Source organism: Streptomyces sp. NPDC003038, assembly GCF_040611115.1.
Classification (GTDB): Bacteria; Actinomycetota; Actinomycetes; order Streptomycetales; family Streptomycetaceae; genus Streptomyces.
The window spans coordinates 1-19388 of sequence record NZ_JBEXNN010000056.1; the positions used below are offsets into that span (position 1 = coordinate 1).

At 69.1% G+C, this 19388-nt stretch carries 18 protein-coding genes and 4 pseudogenes; 9 read left to right on the forward strand and 13 right to left on the reverse strand.

Annotated features, from left to right (window positions below):
* The 3 genes and pseudogenes from ABZX75_RS32665 to ABZX75_RS32675 form a co-directional block, all read right to left on the reverse strand.
* A pseudogene (locus ABZX75_RS32665) lies at nucleotides 1-444 on the reverse strand (XRE family transcriptional regulator); the annotation flags it as partial.
* Between the two features lie 275 nt (nucleotides 445-719).
* Nucleotides 720-905, reverse strand: a pseudogene (locus ABZX75_RS32670) (IS630 family transposase); the annotation flags it as partial.
* A gap of 54 nt (nucleotides 906-959) precedes the next feature.
* A complete protein-coding gene (locus tag ABZX75_RS32675; RefSeq protein ID WP_355417335.1) occupies nucleotides 960-1157 on the reverse strand; it encodes a hypothetical protein in 198 nt (65 codons plus the stop codon).
* Between the two features lie 127 nt (nucleotides 1158-1284).
* On the opposite strand from ABZX75_RS32675, the gene ABZX75_RS32680 reads away from it, so the two are divergent.
* Entirely contained in the window at nucleotides 1285-2097 is an 813-nt protein-coding gene (locus ABZX75_RS32680; protein WP_355417337.1) for a DUF4253 domain-containing protein, read from the forward strand.
* 1064 nt (nucleotides 2098-3161) lie between these two features.
* Nucleotides 3162-3704, forward strand: coding sequence for a hypothetical protein (locus tag ABZX75_RS32685; protein WP_355417340.1), 543 nt, complete (start codon nucleotides 3162-3164; stop codon nucleotides 3702-3704).
* A 458-nt stretch (nucleotides 3705-4162) separates the two neighbouring features.
* Here ABZX75_RS32685 and ABZX75_RS32690 read toward each other — a convergent pair whose 3' ends face one another.
* Nucleotides 4163-4366: a cold-shock protein gene (locus ABZX75_RS32690; RefSeq protein ID WP_355417375.1), complete on the reverse strand. Its 204-nt coding sequence runs from the start codon at nucleotides 4364-4366 to the stop codon at nucleotides 4163-4165.
* 388 nt (nucleotides 4367-4754) lie between these two features.
* On the opposite strand from ABZX75_RS32690, the gene ABZX75_RS32695 reads away from it, so the two are divergent.
* From ABZX75_RS32695 to ABZX75_RS32705, 3 genes are all read left to right on the forward strand, one after another.
* Complete coding sequence (locus ABZX75_RS32695) at nucleotides 4755-5546, forward strand: helicase-related protein (RefSeq protein ID WP_355417343.1); 792 nt, start codon at nucleotides 4755-4757, stop codon at nucleotides 5544-5546.
* The gene (locus ABZX75_RS32700) at nucleotides 5462-6583 is read left to right on the forward strand and encodes a helicase associated domain-containing protein (RefSeq protein WP_355417346.1); all 1122 of its coding nucleotides are present in this window, start codon (nucleotides 5462-5464) and stop codon (nucleotides 6581-6583) included. The genes ABZX75_RS32695 and ABZX75_RS32700 overlap by 85 nt, the downstream gene beginning before the upstream one ends.
* A gap of 405 nt (nucleotides 6584-6988) precedes the next feature.
* Nucleotides 6989-7171 (forward strand): hypothetical protein, encoded by a 183-nt coding sequence (locus tag ABZX75_RS32705; RefSeq protein ID WP_355417377.1) that lies wholly within the window; start codon nucleotides 6989-6991, stop codon nucleotides 7169-7171.
* 898 nt (nucleotides 7172-8069) lie between these two features.
* Here the strand turns inward: ABZX75_RS32705 and ABZX75_RS32710 are convergent.
* The gene (locus ABZX75_RS32710) at nucleotides 8070-8798 is read right to left on the reverse strand and encodes a DUF2625 family protein (RefSeq protein WP_355417349.1); all 729 of its coding nucleotides are present in this window, start codon (nucleotides 8796-8798) and stop codon (nucleotides 8070-8072) included.
* A gap of 353 nt (nucleotides 8799-9151) precedes the next feature.
* On the opposite strand from ABZX75_RS32710, the gene ABZX75_RS32715 reads away from it, so the two are divergent.
* Both ABZX75_RS32715 and ABZX75_RS32720 read left to right on the forward strand, forming a co-directional pair.
* Complete coding sequence (locus ABZX75_RS32715; protein WP_355417352.1) at nucleotides 9152-9385, forward strand: hypothetical protein; 234 nt, start codon at nucleotides 9152-9154, stop codon at nucleotides 9383-9385.
* A 25-nt stretch (nucleotides 9386-9410) separates the two neighbouring features.
* Nucleotides 9411-11045: a hypothetical protein gene (locus tag ABZX75_RS32720; RefSeq protein WP_355417355.1), complete on the forward strand. Its 1635-nt coding sequence runs from the start codon at nucleotides 9411-9413 to the stop codon at nucleotides 11043-11045.
* Between the two features lie 202 nt (nucleotides 11046-11247).
* Here ABZX75_RS32720 and ABZX75_RS32725 read toward each other — a convergent pair whose 3' ends face one another.
* Both ABZX75_RS32725 and ABZX75_RS32730 read right to left on the reverse strand, forming a co-directional pair.
* The gene (locus ABZX75_RS32725; RefSeq protein WP_355417358.1) at nucleotides 11248-11850 is read right to left on the reverse strand and encodes a hypothetical protein; all 603 of its coding nucleotides are present in this window, start codon (nucleotides 11848-11850) and stop codon (nucleotides 11248-11250) included.
* A 359-nt stretch (nucleotides 11851-12209) separates the two neighbouring features.
* Complete coding sequence (locus ABZX75_RS32730; protein WP_355417380.1) at nucleotides 12210-12512, reverse strand: hypothetical protein; 303 nt, start codon at nucleotides 12510-12512, stop codon at nucleotides 12210-12212.
* 47 nt (nucleotides 12513-12559) lie between these two features.
* Here ABZX75_RS32730 and ABZX75_RS32735 point away from each other — a divergent pair.
* A pseudogene (locus ABZX75_RS32735) lies at nucleotides 12560-12800 on the forward strand (helicase associated domain-containing protein); the annotation flags it as partial.
* 424 nt (nucleotides 12801-13224) lie between these two features.
* Here ABZX75_RS32735 and ABZX75_RS32740 read toward each other — a convergent pair.
* The 4 genes and pseudogenes from ABZX75_RS32740 to ABZX75_RS32755 form a co-directional block, all read right to left on the reverse strand.
* Nucleotides 13225-13665: a hypothetical protein gene (locus ABZX75_RS32740; protein ID WP_355417361.1), complete on the reverse strand. Its 441-nt coding sequence runs from the start codon at nucleotides 13663-13665 to the stop codon at nucleotides 13225-13227.
* A gap of 89 nt (nucleotides 13666-13754) precedes the next feature.
* The gene (locus ABZX75_RS32745; protein ID WP_355417364.1) at nucleotides 13755-15158 is read right to left on the reverse strand and encodes a C2 family cysteine protease; all 1404 of its coding nucleotides are present in this window, start codon (nucleotides 15156-15158) and stop codon (nucleotides 13755-13757) included.
* 142 nt (nucleotides 15159-15300) lie between these two features.
* The gene (locus ABZX75_RS32750; RefSeq protein ID WP_355417367.1) at nucleotides 15301-15996 is read right to left on the reverse strand and encodes a hypothetical protein; all 696 of its coding nucleotides are present in this window, start codon (nucleotides 15994-15996) and stop codon (nucleotides 15301-15303) included.
* A 414-nt stretch (nucleotides 15997-16410) separates the two neighbouring features.
* Nucleotides 16411-17222 (reverse strand): annotated as a pseudogene (locus ABZX75_RS32755) (IclR family transcriptional regulator C-terminal domain-containing protein).
* Here ABZX75_RS32755 and ABZX75_RS32760 point away from each other — a divergent pair.
* Nucleotides 17136-17906 carry a hypothetical protein gene (locus ABZX75_RS32760; RefSeq protein ID WP_355417382.1) on the forward strand — a complete coding sequence of 257 codons (771 nt, stop codon included), beginning with the start codon at nucleotides 17136-17138 and terminating at the stop codon, nucleotides 17904-17906. The pseudogene ABZX75_RS32755 and the gene ABZX75_RS32760 sit on opposite strands and share 87 nt — an antisense overlap.
* Before the next feature lie 161 nt (nucleotides 17907-18067).
* Here the strand turns inward: ABZX75_RS32760 and ABZX75_RS32765 are convergent, their stop codons facing one another.
* Together ABZX75_RS32765 and ABZX75_RS32770 are read right to left on the reverse strand one after the other, a co-directional pair.
* Nucleotides 18068-18346, reverse strand: a complete 279-nt coding sequence (locus ABZX75_RS32765; RefSeq protein WP_355417370.1) for a sigma-70 family RNA polymerase sigma factor — start codon at nucleotides 18344-18346, stop codon at nucleotides 18068-18070.
* Nucleotides 18289-18654: a hypothetical protein gene (locus ABZX75_RS32770; protein WP_355417372.1), complete on the reverse strand. Its 366-nt coding sequence runs from the start codon at nucleotides 18652-18654 to the stop codon at nucleotides 18289-18291. Before ABZX75_RS32770 ends, ABZX75_RS32765 begins: the two co-directional genes overlap by 58 nt.
* Nucleotides 18655-19388 lie beyond the last annotated feature (734 nt).

Genomic DNA, 19388 nt, shown 5'->3' on the forward strand with positions numbered 1-19388 from the left:
AACTCGGCCTCGGAGGCGCCGGCGTCCTGGGCGGCGAGCAGCCGGCCCGCGTACTCGGGTGGCAGGTGCTGGGTGATCCGCCGCATCCGCCCGTCATCCGTCGTACCTGGGGCGGGCGGTGTACCCGAACCGTGCCCGGGTCTCGATGACCAGCCCGGTCCGCTTCGCGGCCCTCTCACGGGCCCGCTTGCGGACCAGAGGCTGCCACCGGCGCCGTACCTCGGCCTCCATCTTGGCCGCGAGCGCGGGCTTCGGCTTCCTGATCTGGTCCTTCACGTACCGCTCCACGGTGCGCTGCGAAACCCCCAACAGACCCGCCACGGCCCGGGTGGAGCCCTTGTGCTGCCTTACGAGATACCGCATCCGCGCGCCCGCGCTGCGCGGGATGGGCCGTGTGTCGGCCTCCCGCGCGGCCCGCTCCAGGCTGTCCCCGATGATGCCCATGGATGGGTACTCTCTCGTTCGCGTGGCATCGGTGGCGGTAACAACATCCCAGCGATGTCATCAACTACGGCGGCTGGAACGCCCATCAGGATCCTACTGGCCCCGTCGTCAACTGATCCCAACCCCAAGGCGATGGCGCTCTGAGCGGGGTGGCGGCCGTTCCCCCGCCGAAGCGGGGCACATCCCCGGCCGTGACGTCCAGGCGGGGTGGCGAAAGACGCCGCCCCGGTCGATGGCAGTGTCGCGCTGATCTCCGGCTCAGCCGGCGGCCGCGACCGGACCCGGTCATCGCTGGTGAACGTCACTTCGGCGATCTTCGCCACCGGCATGCCCTGCGCGGACAGCAGGACCATCTGGGCCCGCCGCCAGGTCACCACCGACCCGGTACCCCGGCGGATGATCCGAAGCAGCCGCCTGCCCTCGTCATCGTCGATCTCGCGTACACGTACTCGCTCTGCCATAGGCCAACAGCCTGGCGTCAACGTGCAGCCGGGGAAGGGGACCTTCGCGGTGCGTCACCCGGCGCGGCGCCGCCGTAGTTCCTCCAGCCATCCCCGTACCTGCTCGTCGTCGTGCAGGTACGGCTCCTTGGGTCCCACCCGCAGATCGATCCCGTACAGGAGCCCCAGCGCCCACCAGGACAGTTCGTCCCATTCACGCGTGTCGTCGACAACCCAGCGTTGGGCCCACCGGTCAGCTGCATCCCGGCTCACACGTCCCTCGACCACGGTAGCAAAGCATGCCTCGATCTCGTCCAGGTCTGGCTGGCCACCACCACTCATGGACCTACCGTATCCAGGACAGGGCGAACGTTGCCTGATGCGGCACTAGCATCCACACGTGCACCCCGAGCCCCGATCGGCCCTCAAGACCCCGCTCCCGCCCGGCCGGATGATCACATCCGACGAGGGCGATGGAGCTGTCCAGCCCCTCTGGCTCAGCGATCGGCCGGCAACGGCCGAACTGTGGGCACAGATCCAGGCCGAGCACACAACCTCCGGCCTCTGGCCACTACTCCTCGACTCCCTGGATCCAGACGACGCCGACTTCCGCCCATGGGGATCGGGTGAGGTCTTCCCCGAGCAGATGTCATCCCCGGCGAGCCATGAACCGGCCGGCCTTCTCGCAAGGTGGTGGGCGGCCTACACCGCCGTCGATGAAGACGAGGACGTGCTCTCCGCCGAAGAACGCCTCGCCGTCACAGCCCCCTTCGGCCAGACCTGGCCCGGCCTCGCGCCCAGCCGACAGACCGCAACCAACGCGGACCGACTCGCTGCCGAATACGCGCAAGCCTTCCTCTCCGACCGTCCCGAGTCCCGCCTGGGAGTGGTCACCGCCGCATCAGGCGCCGAGGCCCTCACAGCCGCAGGCTGGGCCGGACCCTGCAACTACGACAACGACACCGCAAAGTTCTCCGCGGTCATCGCCGATTGGGAGCACCGCTTCGGTACTCGTGTCGTCGCGGTCGGATTCTCCACCCTGCACCTCAGCGTCGCCGCTCCACCGATGAACCAGGAAGACGCTCTCCTCATCGCCGCCGAGCACTTCGCCTTCTGCCCAGACAACATCTGGCAAGGCAGCCGGCCCCACACACTGGCCGCCTACGCCGAACGACTCACCGGCGCCCGCAACTGGGACTTCTGGTGGGACTGATCCTCCTCGGAAAGCAATCACCAACCCCGCAGAAAACGACCCTCACGGCGCCCCACACCCTGGTCAGGCCCGCCCGGCAACAGGACCACCACGCCCTACACGCACGACAACCAACCTTCACCGGAAACGACAGCGGCCTTCACCAACCGAACGACACCCCAGCAACGCGGTACCCAAGCCCGCCACACCCACCACCAGTGAAAACCCGTGACGCACACCCAGTGCACATCACACGACGCCCATCAGGCAGAGGGTGGCGCGGGTGGAGTAGGCCCGGCCCTGGGACCGCGGCCCCCTCGCGAACCACCTCGATCCGCTCGGCGGAGCTCGGTTTCACCGAGCCAGGGCCGGCCCTTTCGGACCGGTGTCCTGCGCTTCGCTCCGGACGGGGTTCGGATTTCGCTGCGCTCCACCCGAACGGCCTGCTCCCCAGGCCTGGGTGACCACCTTTCACGGGGTCCGGACCTCCGGCCCGTTCAGGGTGTCCGTCCGCTTCGTTCCCACCCCGGGTCCTTGGGCTCCGCCTCCAGGACCAGCCCGCTGTGCGGGCCCCCAACAGCCAAGCATCCCTGCGCTGGCCTGCTGAGTGCACCGGGCAGGGGGGCCGGTCTAAACGCTGCGGACCGCCGCCCGGTAACGTAGATCTCTTCGGGCGCCGTTGGGGCCTGGAGTCCAAAAGGTGAATGCCGATGACTCTTGGCGAACCGCCCGTCGTGTGGAGCTTGCCCCCCGAGGATGCCCGAGCTGGATGGCGGGCCCTGTGGTGGAGCGTCGGACCGAACAACGAACTCGCGGTGATGCTGATCCAGGAACGGAACCTGCGCCGTTCCCCGCATATCAAGGGATGGGTCGGATGGAGCGTGGCGGCTCCGTGTGACGGCATATTGGTCGTGGTCTCGGGCGAGGTGGAACACCGGACACCCGTAACCGGCATAACCGCGAGGACCAGCCACCTGGCCCTGCTCTCGTGGTCACGGTTTCTGCTGGCGTCAGGCCGTATACGCCGAGGCCAGGACGGAATCTGGGAGAGGAACGCAGTTGTGTACTCCCCCGGCGGATACCCGGTGAGTCACTTCTGCATCGGCGACGACATCGACTACATCATCACCGACCGCAACGGCGACATCTGGACCTCATACGGTGACGAAGGCATCTACGGAGACCACCCAGAGACCAGCGCCGGCCTGGCCCGCTGGAACACCGACGGAATCCCCACTTGGAGCCCCCAAGGACGGCTCCCCTCGTGGCCGCTCGGCGGAAGCGCGGCCGCCACCGAGGAAACCGCGGTCTGGCTCGCCTGGTACAGCCACGAGGGCGCCTTCCTGTCCCGAGTCGACCCCACCACCGGCGACATCACCAGCTACAGCAACCCCCTCAAAGACACCGACGGCATCGCGGTCCGCGGCACCCGGATGCTCCTCACCCACCGGTTCCACCACCGCCCCGACGTCGAACTGAGCCGCGCAGAACTCATCGACGACACCTGGGTCATCACCGCCCAGGAAAGGCTCCGACTGCCCGGGCCGGTAGTCATGCGCTGCGCACAAGGTCGCGACGGCACCCTCTGGCTCCGCGGCGGCGACACCTGGACACGAATCGAAGCCTGACCCACCAAGACCCGACCCATCAAGGAGCTGGCCGCACCGGTCTGTTGCCACTGACCTGCCGGATGCCGTCCTCGGCGGGACCCTCATCCTGATCGCCAGATACCTGGCATGACGCCCCCGCGAAGCCACAGACACCGCACGTCGCTGTCCAGCGGCCATGCACATCGATGACACCCAACAGACCACATCACAATGTCACCACCAGCGGATCAGGATCTCCTCACCAGCAACGACGCTGCCAACCACCCGCGACAACACCCGCGGCACCCCGGTGACACTCACACGCGGCGTCGCACCCGGCTCACCCTCCCCGGTGGCCTTCGGCCTGTTGGGTGGGTCCGCTTCGCTCCCCCACCTGGTCCTTGCGGCTTCGCCTCCAGGACCTGAGGCCCGCTACGCGGGCGGCTGGCAATAGAGGGGCGGGGGTGCTTCGCTTGATGCTCCGCTACGTCAGGCGGCTAAATGGCCCTGACGTCTGTTGCCTGCGGACCCTTTTGGCCCTGCCCGACCTCGAATTCGACCCTCTGACCCTCATCGAGACTCTTGAAACCTGAGCCTCCGAGCGCAGAGTAATGAACGAACACATCCGGGCCGCCACCGTCCTGCGCGATGAAACCGAAGCCCTTCTCCGCGTCGAACCACTTCACAACGCCTTGAGCCATGCCGGACCTTCCAATCCTCACCGGGCCCGCCATCCGCGCCCAGAAACACCCAAATCCTCCCCCAGCCCCCATCAGGCCAAACAGCGGCACATCCCCCCAACCGACCACCGGCACCGCGAGCCAGCAGTTCTCCCCCACCGCATGAACCCACACGCCCCGCCTCCGACAGAACACTCAATGCTTCATTATTCTGACCGGATAGAGTCAGGAGAACGGCGCTCTCGCCCCTGCGGAGAAGCGGATGGCCCCTGTCACCGACGAGTGAACTGCCCAGCCTCCAAGCAGACTGAGCAACATGCACCACGTCCAGGCAACACAGCAGGCGAGCGGGGTGAGCGTCTCGCGGCGATGCAGACCGCGTTGCTGGAGACCATGGCCGCCCACAATTTTGCGGACGACGATCACCTTCCACCACCGGACGATCGAAGCGGAGGCCTTCACCGCCGGCCTGCCTCGCGTCGCGGCCCGGCTGCACCAGGTGGACCCGGGGCGGCATCCGGAGCGGGTGTGGGCGGGGTGGCTGTGCGGAGAGCACGAGGGCGGCCACCGGCAGGCGGTGCTCGCCGACTTCGGACGGCGGGCCGGGCGCGCCGTGCTGTCGAATTGCCGGGTTCTGGGCGAGGGCGTCGACATCCGGGCCACGGACAGTGTTGCCCTGATCGACCCGAAGGGGTCGGCCGTCGACATCGTCCAGGCCATCGGCCGGGCGCTGCGCCAGCAACCGGGCCATGGAAAGATGGCCACCCTGATTATCCCGGTATTTTTGGGCAAGGATGAAAAGCCGGAGGACATGCTTTCCTCGAATTTTTACCGCCCTTTGATTCGGGTTTTGGAAGATTTGCGGGCACATGATGAAAAGGCTGTGGAAATGCTTGCCATTCCGCAGGAGAACCAGAAACACGTTGTCAATCCGTCGCTTCCGGTCGGTCCGGCCCCCGCAGAAGGCCAGGAGGAGACCCGGCTCCTCCTCCGGTTCGCAGCCACCCGCGACCCCGCGCTGATCGCCAAGTGGATCAGCTACCAAGTCATCAACACCGAACGGCAGGACTGGCGTCGGGGCGCTGGCGGTACCGGGAGCGGGAGGCCGGCTTGGAGGTGCCGTACGAGCATGTCGAGGGGGCGTTTCCGCTCGGGAGGTGGCTGTCGGACCAGCGGCGGGCGTACCGGGCCGGGACGATGACGGGGGAGCGGGCGGCCGAGCTGGAGGAGCTCGGGATCGTGTGGGACACCGCGGATGCCGGCTTCGAGGAGAACCTCGCCGCCCGCGCCTACTTCGCCCTGCACGGGACCCTCGCGGCCCCGCGGCACGCCACCGCCCTGGACAAGCCGGTCGGGCAGTGGCTCACCAACGTGCGCAGGTCCGGCGGGCTGGGCAAGAACCCCAGCCGCGCCCGCCGACGGGCCGACCAGCTCACCCAGGTCGATCCGGACTCGCGAGCACGGGTGGACGGTGGACTGGCAGCGCCACCACGCCTACCTGACCCAGCTCCTCGCCGACGGTGCGCGGCTCGAGGATGTGGTGCCGGGGGTGACCCGGCACGGCGAGGACGTCGGACGCTGCCTCACCACCCAGCAGCGGGACTGGAACCGGCTGAACGAAGAGCAGCAGCGGCGCCTCGGCGAGCTGGGTGTCGGACCGGCTGTGCGGGCACAGAAGACCCCGACGAAGACGGCCACGACGTCCGGGGCCGCGCGGGGGCGGCGAGGCCTTCCAGAAAGGCCTGGAAGCCCTCCAGCAGTACATCGCGAGGGAAGGCCGCCTGCCCGGCCGAGCTGTACTGTCGCTGCGGCGCCCGGCGAGGCGCTGCGCGGCCTGGTCCGGGCCGAGCGGGACCGCCGAGGCAACCACGGCCGGCAAGTCGGGGCGGGCGGCGAGGGCCTCCACCTGGTCCGGGTGAAACGTTCGGTGCCTCCGGGTCTGTGGACAGGCTGAGCAGCAGGCCGGCCGCCGCAAGTTCCACCACGGCCGCGGTGCTCACCGACACCTCCCACCGGGCCAGCGCTGCCCCTAGGCGCTCCGACGCCGACCACGCCGAGGCTGGCTCCGTGGGCAGACCCGCCCGGACCGCGTCGGCGTCCACGGCCTCCACCGTCGCTCGCGACCACCCGCCTTCTCCGGCGTCCGGGGCCGGGACGGCGCCGGTGTGCACCGCCCACCGCCACGCCGCCCGCGAGACCCGCAGCCGCTTCGCCGCCTGCCCCGCGTCGTACTCCTGAAGCTTCGATCGCGCCATGAATCCCACTCCGACCCGATCGCGGCCCGGTTGTCGGGCCGCGCGAAAGATCCTGTTTATTGTCAATAGCCCTGAATCCGGGGCGAGTTGCGAGCCTGCCGCACAAGCCGCGCTCGCGTACGGGAGGCAAGATTCACCCCTGAGAGGGACTCGATCGACACCCGCCCGGACACAGCGAAACGGGGCCGCCACCCATCGGTGGCTGTCCTCTGACAAGTGGTCTCGGCCGTTTGTCAGGAGATTTTGACGACTACCAGTTCCCTGCCACCTGGCCTTGACCGGTGGTCCTTTGTGAGCCAGGTGTCGTTTCGGTCGGACATCCCGTTGGGGCCCTTCCCGGCCTGGGATGATCAGCAGGACCGTACGAATGAACGCAGAGGTGGGGAACATGGTCGGTCTGGTGCTGCTCGGCGTCTTAGTGCTCACCGCCGGTGGGTGTGCGTGTGTGGTGTGGGCGGAGCGCGGCGGGCCCCGCCGGGTCCGGGGCGTAGCGACCGTGACGCTCGCCGCGAGCGAGCTGCTGCGTCGCTCCGAGAAGAACCGGCGCTGGACCACCAGCAACGGCGACTAAGCAGCCTGAACCGGGCGGTCAAAGTCGCCTGGCAATCGGTCAAGATCACCTGTCAGGGGCAGTGGCGGCCCCGCTCGGGGTGCTCACAACACCCAGCCTGCAGAACGGTTGTAGCGCTCTGAGCTGGGAAACAGGCTGGGAGGCTCACAGATGCCGGGGTCTCACGCCCGTCACCGGCGTCGGCCACCCAGGAGCGAACCGGTTCGGCGCCCCGAGCTGGAGCCGATCTTCAGCGAGCTCGCCGAACAATGGGAGAGTGCCGGCCGCCTGGTACCAGGCCGCGCGGACGAGGAGTGGACGATCCTCGCCCGCCGTTCCCCCTGGCCCAACCGCTGACCCCACCTCAAGGCGTCCGCGGCGGCATCGCCACCGCCCTCCCGGGGTTGTCGGACCGGCACCGTGGTTGGGCCCCCGGTCCGACAGCCCCACCACTAGGCCCCCGACGCCGTGCACGTCGGCGGCGGAGTCATCGGCTGTGTCCACCAAATCGAGCCCGACAAGCCGGTCTACTAGAACGTCCCGAACACCCCGAAGGGGCCGTACCGCACAAGCGGTACGGCCCCTTCGCACGCCGGCAGCAGGAACACCGGCACGGGTGTGATCCACGAGCTGTGGCTGACGATCTCCGATTCCTGACGAGGTACCTTCAAACGCGTCACGGACAAAGGAGACGAAGATGCTGAGGGTGACGACCGATCGGACGCCGCAGGACCTGGCGGCCGAGCTGGCGAACATGACGTCGTCGACCGTCAGCTAGACACCCCGGGTCAGGGTTGCGCATAGAGGAGGACGATGACGCCGGTGACACGGAGGCGCATCGGTGTGTCTGCGTCGGTCAGCAGTCGGCCGCATCGCAGCCACCCTCACCTGCTTCCGGCGTCTGGGCGGGTGAGCCTGTTCAGGCGGGGCCGAGGAAGCCAGGGTCGGCGCCGTCGTACTGAAGGCACGAGTCACGGCTCAGGCTCAGGAGTTCCGCCATGGGCACCGCACGACGGCTGGTCGCCAGCAGATCCTGGCGGGCCTCGGCCGACCACAATGGCGGAAAGAACGACACCCCCTGCCGCCCGGTCAACCCAGAGACCTCACTGCGCCAGCCGTCCCACCGCAGGCCCTCGTAAAACTCCTGGAGCCCTCCGGAGAGAATCCATGACAGCCAGGCCGAGTGGCCGGCACCCAGCGCCTCCCAGCCAAGGACATCGGGGGCGAAGTAGACGACCTCGCCCGGCTCGCCGGGCCGACCGGCCGCACGGGGATTACCCCCGTTGAGGGCGAAGACCCCGCCCAGCACATCGTGCGCAACCACCAGACCCGCCCCCGGCCGCCATGCGGGATCGAACATCGAAGGCATCGCGTTGACCTCGGCCAGGCTCGGCAGTCTCTCGGCGTCGGTGCCACTCGGACTTCCGAAGATCCGCAACCAGCCGCTGTCCACGAGCAGACCACCGCAGTTCAGCACGATCCCGCCCAGATTTGACTGGGCGGAGACCTGCAGTTGCCACACGCTGGCACGGCCTACCTCGGCATCGCCGGGCAGCACCTCAACTGGAACGCCGGTACCGAACAGCTCCTCAACAAGGACCGGCCAGGCCGGATCGTCGACGTTGACCAGCTCATGGATTTCGCGCATCCCCGCATCGTCGCACCACCACCAAAAGTCCAGTCCACCGGGTCAACCCTGGCTTCGATCCTCCAAACGAGATGATTTGTTAGCGCAGTCCAACGCCCTTTCGCGGCATCTGGTAGGCCATCGGAGTGGTGGCCGCAGTGGCTTCCCCTCCACCCATTATCGTCAGTCCGACGAAAATGGGTTAGGGTCGGGAACATGACCGATACGACGAACGAAGCGGACGCCCAACTCGCCACGCGCGCGGCCGAACTGGTGAGCCGCTGGGTGTCGGTGGACACCCCCCTGACGGAGAACCAGGGATGGAAACTGGTCGGCCTCCAGCACCCGGGCTCCGGGCACACGGAGATGTATGTGTGGGACGACGTCCTGGCATGGGAGCGCGACTGGCCACCGTCCTGGCCGCCGATGACGGCACCCCGGAGAGCCGTGAACGCATCGCACGCGCCAGGGCCACGGCCGTGACGGCCATGCGCGACATGCTGCTCCGCGGCATCCCCGCGGGGGAGAGGGTGAACCAGCTCTGGCGCGGGGGCGAGGGCCCCGATCCCCGCGACGAACTGCGCCACTTCGTCGCCACCCACGCATAGCCCCTCAGAACCAGGAGACTCTCGCATGTCCATGTCCCCCAAATGGGAAGACCGCTGGTGGAATGCCTCGCCGGCGCGGAACGCCTTGGAGACGATCGACTCTTCCATGGACGCCGGCGATCTGCTAGAGGCCCGGCTCGGCGAGGACTGCGACCGGTGGCTGGTCGCCGTGGCGCTGATGGCCTCCGACTTCCCCGGCACCATGGCGGAACTGGCCGACACCGCCGAGGAGGCCGCGCGCACCGGACAGTGCCCCCCGCCCTTCGAGGGGACGGCCATCGGCCGGGCGCTGGAGCGGATGATCAACCTCGCCCCCCGGCCGGCCGTGGACCCCATCGTCCGCTGGATGGGACCGGACGGCCGCCGCCTGCTCGCCGAGCGGATCACATGGTGCTCCGAACAGGCGCGCGCCCTCATACGCCACGGCGACCTGGCGATACGCCGGGAGCTCGCGAAGGACCGCGAGCGGATGGACCAGGGAGGCCCGTATCCCCCCGCTCCGGACAAGAGGATCATCACAGCGCTCCTGGAACTGGACGACCCGGAAACGAACCTGTTCCTCCTGCGCGACGACAGGCTCACCCACCCCGACAAGTTCGACGTCCTGACGGGCCGTCCCTTCGGGGCTGGCCGGACGGAGCCCGTACCGCGCCTGCCCGAGACGCTGGCGATGGCCGAGCGCATCGCGGAACTCGTCAGCCCCCGGGAACGGGCCCGCCGCTTCGACGCCTCCGACCCCGAGCACATCATGCTCGCCCTGCACGCGGTCAACGACGACGGCACGGCGGTGCTCGACTTCTACGAGCAGTGTGTGTCCGGGCTGCTGCTGGCCCGCGCCGGCCGCATCGACCTGCTCGCCGAGGCGCTGATTACTGTCCCGCTGCTGCCCGAGGCGAGGGAGTCGTACACCCTGGCCCTGACCGACCCGGAGGGCCCGGTGGAGACCCTGGAGCGGGACATCGCACTCACCCAGCACATCGACGGCTTCTACGACGTGGCCCTCGACCGGCGCACCCGCCGCAACCGCTACGGGGGCTCCGTCCGGCACGACCGTCCGAGCCGCCTCCTCGCCCACAGCCGCGCCCGGGCCGAGGACCCGTGGTATCCCCTCGACTGGGACATCGCCCGCAGCCGGGTGGCCGACCCCGCGCAGTGGAACCCCCGGGAGCTCCCCGATTACAACCTCCGCGAACTCGTGCGGTCCGCCGACTGCCCACCTGACCTGGTGCGCCGGCTGACCCATGAGGAGACCGCCGACGAGTACAGCTTCCTCCACCTCTTCCGGAACCGGGCCGAAGGCCTCGACCTGCTCCGCTCCCTGCGCCTCACCACCGCCTCGGGCCCCATCGCCCTGTGGGCCGCCACACCCGATGGCGAGGACTGGCGTCCCGAGATCACGATCGCGGACGTCGTGCGGCTCGCCCACCCCGCCCACGCCCTGACGGACTGGTGGACCGGACGGGCCCTGTGGCCGTTCCCGACGTACGTGGAAGAGGCCGCCACGACCGCGCTGGAGGCGCTGCTCGCCGACCTCACCCCCGAGCAGCGGACGGCCCTGACCGAAAGGCTGCCCACGTTCGAGGGCACCCTGCCGGAACTCCTCGACGCGCTGCCACCGGCCGCCCCGGCCCCGCAGATGGCCGGCCGTGACCATCCATGACCGACGCCAGGCCGCCCGCCCACACACCGATACCCCGCCGCCGGTGTCCGGGCGCGGGAGCCTGAGTCGTCACCGACCCCGCTCCGGCCCGAGGCCTGGGCTCAGGCCGCCTGCTGCCGGCGCGCGGGCACGACCCTCCGCCGGCGTGGCCGGGCCCGACACGGTGCCCGCCAGGGTGGTCGTGGAGGGAGAGCGGGCCCGGTCAGAACACGTCGGTGGTCCACAGGACATACATCTCCGCTGCTATGTCCAGGGCTTCCATTGCTCCCTGATGCCACGCGCGTTGGGCGGTGTCGTCCGGCACGGTGTGAAGGGCGGTGAGCACATCGGCCGGCATCCACACTCCGCCCCAGTCGCCCAGCCAGGTCTGCCCCCTCTTGGCGGGTTGCGGGGTTGGGGGGATGTCGTAGCCCTCACTCCGGAGAATCCCCACAGCGGTATCGCGTTGATGCCTCATCAGGTGCTGTGGGGAGTAAATTGCGAAATAATCCTGCCGGATTCCGTTCCCGTGCAGGTAGGCCTCCCATGCCGCCTCCGCTGTGGGCTGATCGCGCCAGTCGACCACAGGAATCTCCATGAAGGGCCGCGCAGCCGACGGGCCGACGGTCGTTGCGCGCACCTCCTGCCGCGCGGATCCCACCACGACGAAAGCGAGCTGGTGGCCCGGGACAGGCAGCTTGATGGTCTTTCCCGTCCCGCTCGCCCAGCTGGTCGTCATTCCCGCGGTGATCCGGACGGTGTACTCGCCATCGTCAAGCCCCTGATGCCCACAGAACAGCTCGCCGTCGAGAGTCTCGGTTGGCACGCCGTCCCGCTCGAAGAATTTCTGGACCGGAGGGCACCCGGTCGCGGAAACGATCTCAAAGTCGTAGTCGTCCAGACCGCTCCGGTCCCGGCCGAGTCCCTAGGCGGAAACCTGACAGGCAAGACCGTCCCTTACCACGTACGTCCTCCGGGTCAGCGCGCAGGTCACGAACTTGCGACCCTCAGACGTAGGGACCCTCACCTCGAAGCGCGTCTGCATCAGGTGCATGCCATCCTCAGACACCGTCTCCACCCAGTCGGTGCGGATCCACCCGTCGGCCATGCTGCTCCCCCTACCCCACCGCAAACGCGAGGTGGCCAGGATAGAACGCTCGCCGCGGGTGCGGCGGGCTCGGCACCTCACCGGCACGGCCAACAGGCCCTGCCCGCCACGGTCAGCCGGCTCAGTGCCACGCCGAACGCACCGTCTGTCAGGGTGGCGAGGGCGCCGACGCCGACGCCCGTGTCCCAGGGCGACAACCGGTCCTCGCCTGACGCGTCCTGGGGGAGCGCCAGGCGTGGGTCGTCGAGCCGAAGTGCCCGCGTGCCGCCGCCGGGACGGACGAACAGCAGGAACACGCTCTCCGGCTTCGCAGGGACCACGATCTCGTCGTGGGCCGGCAGCCATGCCAGCACAGCGGCCCGGTCAAACTCCGGGTGCACGCCGCTCCCACCGACCTGGGCGGGGAAGTCAGGACACCGCGACAACCCGGGCCGCACAGTTCACCGCGATCGCCCCCGACTGGAACTGCCCCTGGCCCCTGGACTGGCAGCGCCACTACCGGGGCGCTCGCCGACCTGGTCGACGCCGACGGTCAGCTGCCCGACATCGCACCCGGCGTGCTGATGGACGGCGACGACATCGGACGGTGGCTCCAGCAGCAGAAGCAGCCGGCCATCTGGACGAGGCTCCTCCCCGAACAACAGCAACGGCTGACCTCACTGGGCGTCGAGTGGGCGTAGAGCCGGACGTGGAAGGCCGGCTGACACTACGTGCGGCTCGTGACTGCCTAGGTCAGTCCACCCGGCCGCTGTCTCATCTTCGAACCGCTGTACGCCGCTGTGAGCGACTCTGAGGCCCTTGATCGCGCTCGAGAGCCCGGAGGGCTCCCGAGCACCTCAGGCGGCCGCACAGCGCCGGGAAGGATCATGTGCGCCGGACGACGGCCGGGCGTCGGTACGAGTGAGCGGCGGGTGTTGTGGGCCCGCGCAGCGAGCTTGCTCTCAGAGGGAAGAGAACTCCACCCGCGCATAGGTACTACAAGTACTTACCTACATTGGGGTGCAAGGCGGCCTGCAAGGCCGGCCCCGGTTCGCCCAGCCTGTGGGCTTCGTCGAGGGTTGCAAGGGTGCAAGGCCGACTGGCGGGCAACGGCTACAGGTCCAGGGCCATCGTTTCGCAGTAGCTGAGGGCTGTTGCCGCCTGGGCGGGATCGCCCTCGGCCGCGGATCGGCGAGCCATGTCGATCATCGTGACCAGGCCATGCAGCGACCCACTCACATCGTCGGCGGTCTGACGCTCGTCCAGGCGGGCGCTCAGCACCCTGTCGGCCTGGTCCAGGACGTCGGACCAGACGACGCCGAACGCCTTGGGGTCCACGCCGGTCAGGGACGTGAGCCACAGGTCGGCGTGGGGCTGGAGGAGCTGCTCGCCGGGTCTGTAGTCCAGGACCGTTCCGCACGTCATCGAGCCGGAGTCGGTGTGCATGGCCGCGCCGGGCCACGAGGGCAGGGCCTCGATGTAGGCAGGACACAGGAACGCCAGCCATGCCGCGCCGATTCCGGCCTCGACGCACCCAGCACCCCAACTACCCACCCCCGGATCGACAACCTCGCCATGGCACGGTGAACAAGCAGGTCAGCGACCACGCCAACCTGCCCACACCCACCCGTCTGCAACAACCTTTAGGCCAACGTGCTGTACCGGTTCGCGAAATTCGCTCTGAACTCAGCGGCCGTGAACGCCTCGGGATGGTCCCTGTTGTACGGGTTGCGGAGCCGGATATTCCCCCGATCGTCCACTTCGACCACCTCGTAGACGTGCTCTTCCACGAGGTCGGAGCGGATTCTCGGTTTGTTCTCCTCGGGTCCTCGTGAGCCGATCAGTATCGGGCAGCCCGCTTCCAGCTTCTCCCGGAACGAGGCGAGCAGCTGGCGGTTCGGGTTGACGCCGTTCATGTCGTACCCCGAGGGAACGTCATCGCAGTAGGCAGGCCGGCCCGTGAGCTGGGCCAGCATCTCGGCGCGGTGCTCGACCCTTGTGCCTAGGTTGAGCCGCTCGTAGCCGGAGGTCTGACCAGCTTTGCCTTCCTCCCAGGTCTGGTCGACCCCCGCGAAGGCCTTCTCCAGGATCACGGACCAGGCGGCACCCCCGGTTCCCACCTGCGCGTAGGCCGGGGTCTTCGGATCGAGGGACGGCACGACCAGTTCCGGCGTGACGGTGAGAACGGTGACCACACCGGTCGGTTCGTAGGGTGCCAGATCCCCAGGGCGGTTCTTGCTCACCTGATGGAGGGTCACCTCGTACGTGCCGTCGTCGTTCTCCTTGACGCAATTCGAGATCGCTTCCGGAAGGTGTCCGGCGACGGCCCCCATGGAGGCGATCACCCCGCAGTCGCCGAGCTTGCCCTGCGCCGTCTGTTCACGGGTCGGGGGACCGTCGAACAATGGGACGCGCCCACCGTCGGAGCGGTCGAGAGGCGTCCCGTACTGGTATAGGCACACGTTCTCTTCCGGGATCTCCATGGCGTTGAACGTCGGCCGGTCCACCGTGGCGTGGCGGTCGCCGGCACCTTCTGCAGGCGCGTGGGGCCCGGTGAGGGAGTCGCGCACCTTCGAGAAGACGTCCCGCAACGGGGCACCCTCGGGAGCCGGGCCGCCGCCGGCCGAGTCCGCCCCGGACGTCCGCTCCCAGGTTTCGGCATCGGCCGCATCGTCGAGCGGCTCCGGCCTGTTCCCGGTCGAGGTCCCGGGGGAATCGGGCTCTTGAGGTTCCTCAGGGGCTTCGGTCCCGTCGGCTTGATCTGTGGGAGCCCTGGGGTCGGTCTCCCAGTCCTCTTCGAACTCCTGCGGTTCCTCAGGGCCTTCAGGGTCGTCGTCCGACTGCCCGGGTTCGTCCGGAGGGGTGAGGTCCGTCGGGACCTCGGGCTCTTCGTCGACGCCTACGCCACCGTCGGGATGCCCGGTCGGGACCTCTGCGGGTTCCACCGGCTCGCTTGACCGGTCGCCCCCCTCGCTGGTCCAGTCCGGCGGCAGAACCACCGGTGCGTCAGTTCTGGCGCTGAAGTCGGCAGTGCGCACCTCGCTCATCCCGCTCCCCCCAGCAGCCAAGCAAAGATCATTTTCTGAACAGTGTCGAGCAGAGGCGCCCCTGGACCGGAGGATGCCTCTGCTCAGGAGCCGGGGTTCGACAACCGGCGCGGGCCACTTCCGAGGGACCCGTCACAGCGCTTCACAGCAGGGGTTCCTGCTCGCGCTCGGCGGCCCGCAGCCCATCGATCCGCTCGCGCCAGTGGGCGGCCTCCTCCATCCGGCCGAGCCTCTCGAGCACGTCGGACAGTTGTCGGGCTGCGGCCGACGAACCCTCTTCCGCGTTCTGTGTCAGAAGCTCGGCGGCTTCCTCGAAGCGTCCCTGATAGGTGAGGAAGCCGGCCAGGTCGCCGCGCGCGCTATGGCCGAACTGGCCGGGCTCGCGGCAGGCGATGCGGTACCAGTGCTCCGCTTCGGAGGCCCGTCCCTCCTCCTCGAACAGTTCGGCCAGGCCGAATGACGCGTGCGGATCGCCGGTTTCCCAGGCCTTTCGGAGCCAGAACTCGCGCTCGTCCAGGTCCACCCACGACCTCATGGCCCTGATGGCCGGGACCCATCCCGCCTCGGCGGCACGCCTGCACCAGGACGCGGCCGTGACGTCGTGGGCCTTGCCGTGCGGGAACGCGTTCACCGCCCGGTCGTGGTAGACGCGCGACAGGGTGTACATCGCCGCGGCGTCGCCGGCCTGCCCGGCGGCGAGCAGCCATTCCTCAGCCGCACTGTCGTCGCCGGATTCGTAGAGGTGTTGGCCCCGCAGCCTCATCGCGACCACGTCGCCCGCCGCCGCGGCCCGTTCGACGGCCGGGTCCAACGGAGCGGGGCGCTTCGGTATCGCCATCTGAATCTCCCTCTCGGCTTCACCACAGGATGCCCCGGATATCGATCATTGTAGATTCCGGGATTTGGCCGGGATCCTCACGCAGCTCCAGGCCGAAGCCGACGCGAAGGGGCCTGATCACCTGGGACTGCAGTCCCTCGGCGGCGATCCACTGTAGGTCGGCCTCGGAGGCCCCGGCGTCCTGGGCGGCCAGCAGCCGGCGGCCTCCCGCACGGCCCGCTCCAGGCTGTCCCCCATGATGCCCATGGGAGTCCTCATTTCTGTCCTACACCGGGGGACACCTTTTCATGATCGTCTAGTGGTGGTGCGGTCGCCCACTTGTGTGGTTCCCGGCATGTCGGCGAGGTCTGAACCCAGCGGTGCGGGCTACCCGTCCGGGGGGCGGCCCCCACTGCTGCTGCGGGGGCGGGTCAGCTACCGGTGGATCACCACGCGGCGGGCACCGGTCTCGCTGGGCGAGGTCGGGCTGGTTCCGCCGACGAGGAGGGCCAGGAGGACGGCGATCGCCTCATTGCGCAGGACGTGGGCGGCCTGCTGCAGCTTGTGCGGGTCCGGGGAGGGCAGCGAGAGGGCCACGCATTCCGGTTCGGTGCCGGTGCGGATGGGGACGGCCGCGCAGACGGTGCCGAGCGCGTACTCCTGGAGATCCAGGAGGGGTTCGCCCGGGTGGCGGGTGTCGAGTTCGGTGAAGAGGACCTCGGGGCTGGTGATGGTGTGGGGGGTGAAGGCCTCCATCCGGTGGCGGCCCAGGTGTTCTCGGAGCTCGTCTTCGTCGAGCTGGGCCAGGAGGGCCTTTCCGACGGCGGAGGCGTGCGCGGCCTCCCGGAAGTCGACCCACTCATGGACGGCCGGGGTGGTGGGGCTGTCGGCGTACTGGGTGATGGAGACCTCGCCGTCGGTGTAGCTGGCGACGTAGACGGCGGCGCCGACCTCGTCGCGCAGGAACGTGAGCGTCTCGCGCAGCAGCGCGCCGCCGCCCTGGCCGGTCTCGGCGAGCTTGAGGGAGGAGCCGGCGGCGTAGACGCCGTGGGCGATGCGGGCGGCGAGCTGGGTGCGGACAAGGTGCTCGAGGGCGTGGGCGAGATGCAGCTGCGGCAGTCCGGTCTCACGGGCGTTCGGGAGACGCCGCTACCGTGCCGGTGGATGACTTCCAGGACGCGAAGGGCGCGCTGGGCGGATTCGAGGCGGGTGTTGACCGGCTGCCGCGGCTTGGGGCGTTTGGCCATCCGGGCGCCGGGTTTGGCGTCTGCGGCCAGGCCGGCGGGGTCCAGGCGGGCGCAGCGGGCCAGCGCGGAGGCGAGGAGGCGGGTGGGTGTGTAGACCTCGCCGAGGACCTCGTGCTCGTCGGGGGTGGTGGTGTCGAGGGCGTAGCGGATGGGGTCGGGCAGGTGGCGCAGACTCCGTCCCGCGGGCGGGATGGGGGTGATCTTGGTGGTGGAGATGGGCGGGGAGGTCCAGATGATCGACGCCTGGAGGGTGTCCTCCAGGTCGTCGGTCACCTCGGGCAGCGGCGGGAGCTCTTCGGCGTGGTCGCGGTCGGAGGGCTGGTTGCGCCAGTGGCGGGCGCTGGCGATCTCCGCGCGGGAGAGGTGCCGGAGGTAGACGGCGCGGGCGGCGGTGTCGGATCCGGCGCCGGCGGCGTACTGGAACCAGAACTGGGCGGCCTCCATGCGGCCGGAGAGGTGCAGGAGGCTGGCGAAGAGCAGCGCGGAGGGCTGACTGTGGGGCCAGGCCTCCGCGTCGAGCGCGAGGCGGGTGAAGGCGGGGCTGTCGATGAGGGCGCGGGCCAGCGTGTCCAGGGTGCGGGCGGCGCGCACGTTGCAGGCCGCATCCAGGACGAGCTTGCGATCGGTTCGGCTGCTGGGCCGGCCCGCGGGCAGGAGCGTCTTGGCGTCGGAGGCCTTCGGTGAGGTGAGGGCGCGGCTGTGGCGGGCGGCGGCAATGCGGCGGGCGATGCGTCGGCGGGCGGCGTCCTCGTCGTAGGAGGCGTACTCGTCGGTGAAGACTTCGGTGTCCTGGAGAGCCTCGTCCATTTCGTTGCCGGCCTCCGCGTGGTTGCGGGTGATGTCGTTCACTGGTTCTTCTCCTCTCCTGGAGTCAGGTCGATTCCGATCTTCTTCGCGAGCATGCGGCGGGCGGTGTGCAGGTGGGAGCGGACCGTCCCGACAGCGATACCCATCCGGTGCGCCACCTCCGCGGTCTCCAGCCCCATCAGGAAGGTCAGCAGCACCACGTCGCAGTGCCGGTCGGGAAGCTCCGCGATCGCCTCGTACACCCCGCTCCTGGACTCGATCAGCTCCAGGCTCCGCCTCGATCCGCGGCGCAGGGCCGCGTAGCGGGCGGTGTCCACGAGCGCGACCGGGACGACTTGGCGGGCCCGGTAGCGCTCGACGTGCTCGCGCAGCTGCGCCAGGCGAACGCTTGGAGGTTGGCCTCCTGCAGAGCGTCCGGCCAGACCTCCAGGAGGAAGGTGAACACGTCCTCGACCACCGCCTCGGCGGCCTCCCCGCCGAGTTCGAGGTGGGCGTACTCGAGGTAGGCCACATGGTTTTGCGAGTGGAAGGCGACGAACTCCACCGGCATGACGCCGGCCAGCTCACTGGAGACCGCCTGCTCCCCGAAGGGGTCGTACTCGGCGTCGGTCATGAACTCCCCCACGGCTGCTCCCCAGGCCCGTCCAGGCTTGCGGCAGGCATCTCCCGCTGCCGGACCACACGGCCGTAGGTCGGGTGACTCGCGGACAGTTGGGCCGCGCCGACCCGGACACCAGCGCCCAGCAGACGCCGCAGACCTCTCACCACGTCGGGCGCGAACACCCGAACAGCGGTCGCGCCTATCAGCGCCAGGACGAGGGGCTCGTGCTGTTCACGTCGAAGGGAGTCCTTCCAAGCGGATCAGGCGAGAGTCCAGGAGTGCCTCCCCCCAGGTCCGGCAGCCGGGAACCGGCTCGAAGCCGGGTCCTACTCATCAGCCAAGCGAAAAGAACCACCAAACGTTCAGAGGACTTCCGAAAACTTTCCGGAGCGGTCGCATCCACTTCTTGTGCGGCTCACGCGCCCGCGCACGCCCGGCGGAAACCTCCCTGGCCAGAGCACCTTCGGCCCGATCGGGTCACGCCAGCAGCCGATACAGAGGCGAGCAAAAATCCGGGGCACGGAACAAGCCCGGCGGGCACGACGGACGGAAAACCGGCCGCGGTCTGGCGCCGACCCGCACCGCGCGGCCACGGCCGGCAGGTCCCGCCCGGGGCGTGGCTCCGGCTGGTACGGACATGCAGGCGTACGAAGGGCCCCCACCCCTAGTGTCCTGAGTCGGAGATTCGTCGGCAGTAAGCGGCGACCTTGTCGAGGATCTCGTCGGCGGTCTTCGTCCAGACGAAGGGCCTGGGGTGT

Coding starts and splice junctions, on each gene's coding strand:
- ABZX75_RS32690 (WP_355417375.1), bottom strand. CDS start 4,366: ATGGCTCAAGGCGTTGTGAAGTGGTTCGACGCGGAGAAGGGCTTCGGT.
- ABZX75_RS32705 (WP_355417377.1), top strand. CDS start 6,989: ATGGTCGGTCTGGTGCTGCTCGGCGTCTTAGTGCTCACCGCCGGTGGG.
- ABZX75_RS32710 (WP_355417349.1), bottom strand. CDS start 8,798: ATGCGCGAAATCCATGAGCTGGTCAACGTCGACGATCCGGCCTGGCCG.
- ABZX75_RS32720 (WP_355417355.1), top strand. CDS start 9,411: ATGTCCATGTCCCCCAAATGGGAAGACCGCTGGTGGAATGCCTCGCCG.
- ABZX75_RS32745 (WP_355417364.1), bottom strand. CDS start 15,158: ATGAGCGAGGTGCGCACTGCCGACTTCAGCGCCAGAACTGACGCACCG.
- ABZX75_RS32750 (WP_355417367.1), bottom strand. CDS start 15,996: ATGGCGATACCGAAGCGCCCCGCTCCGTTGGACCCGGCCGTCGAACGG.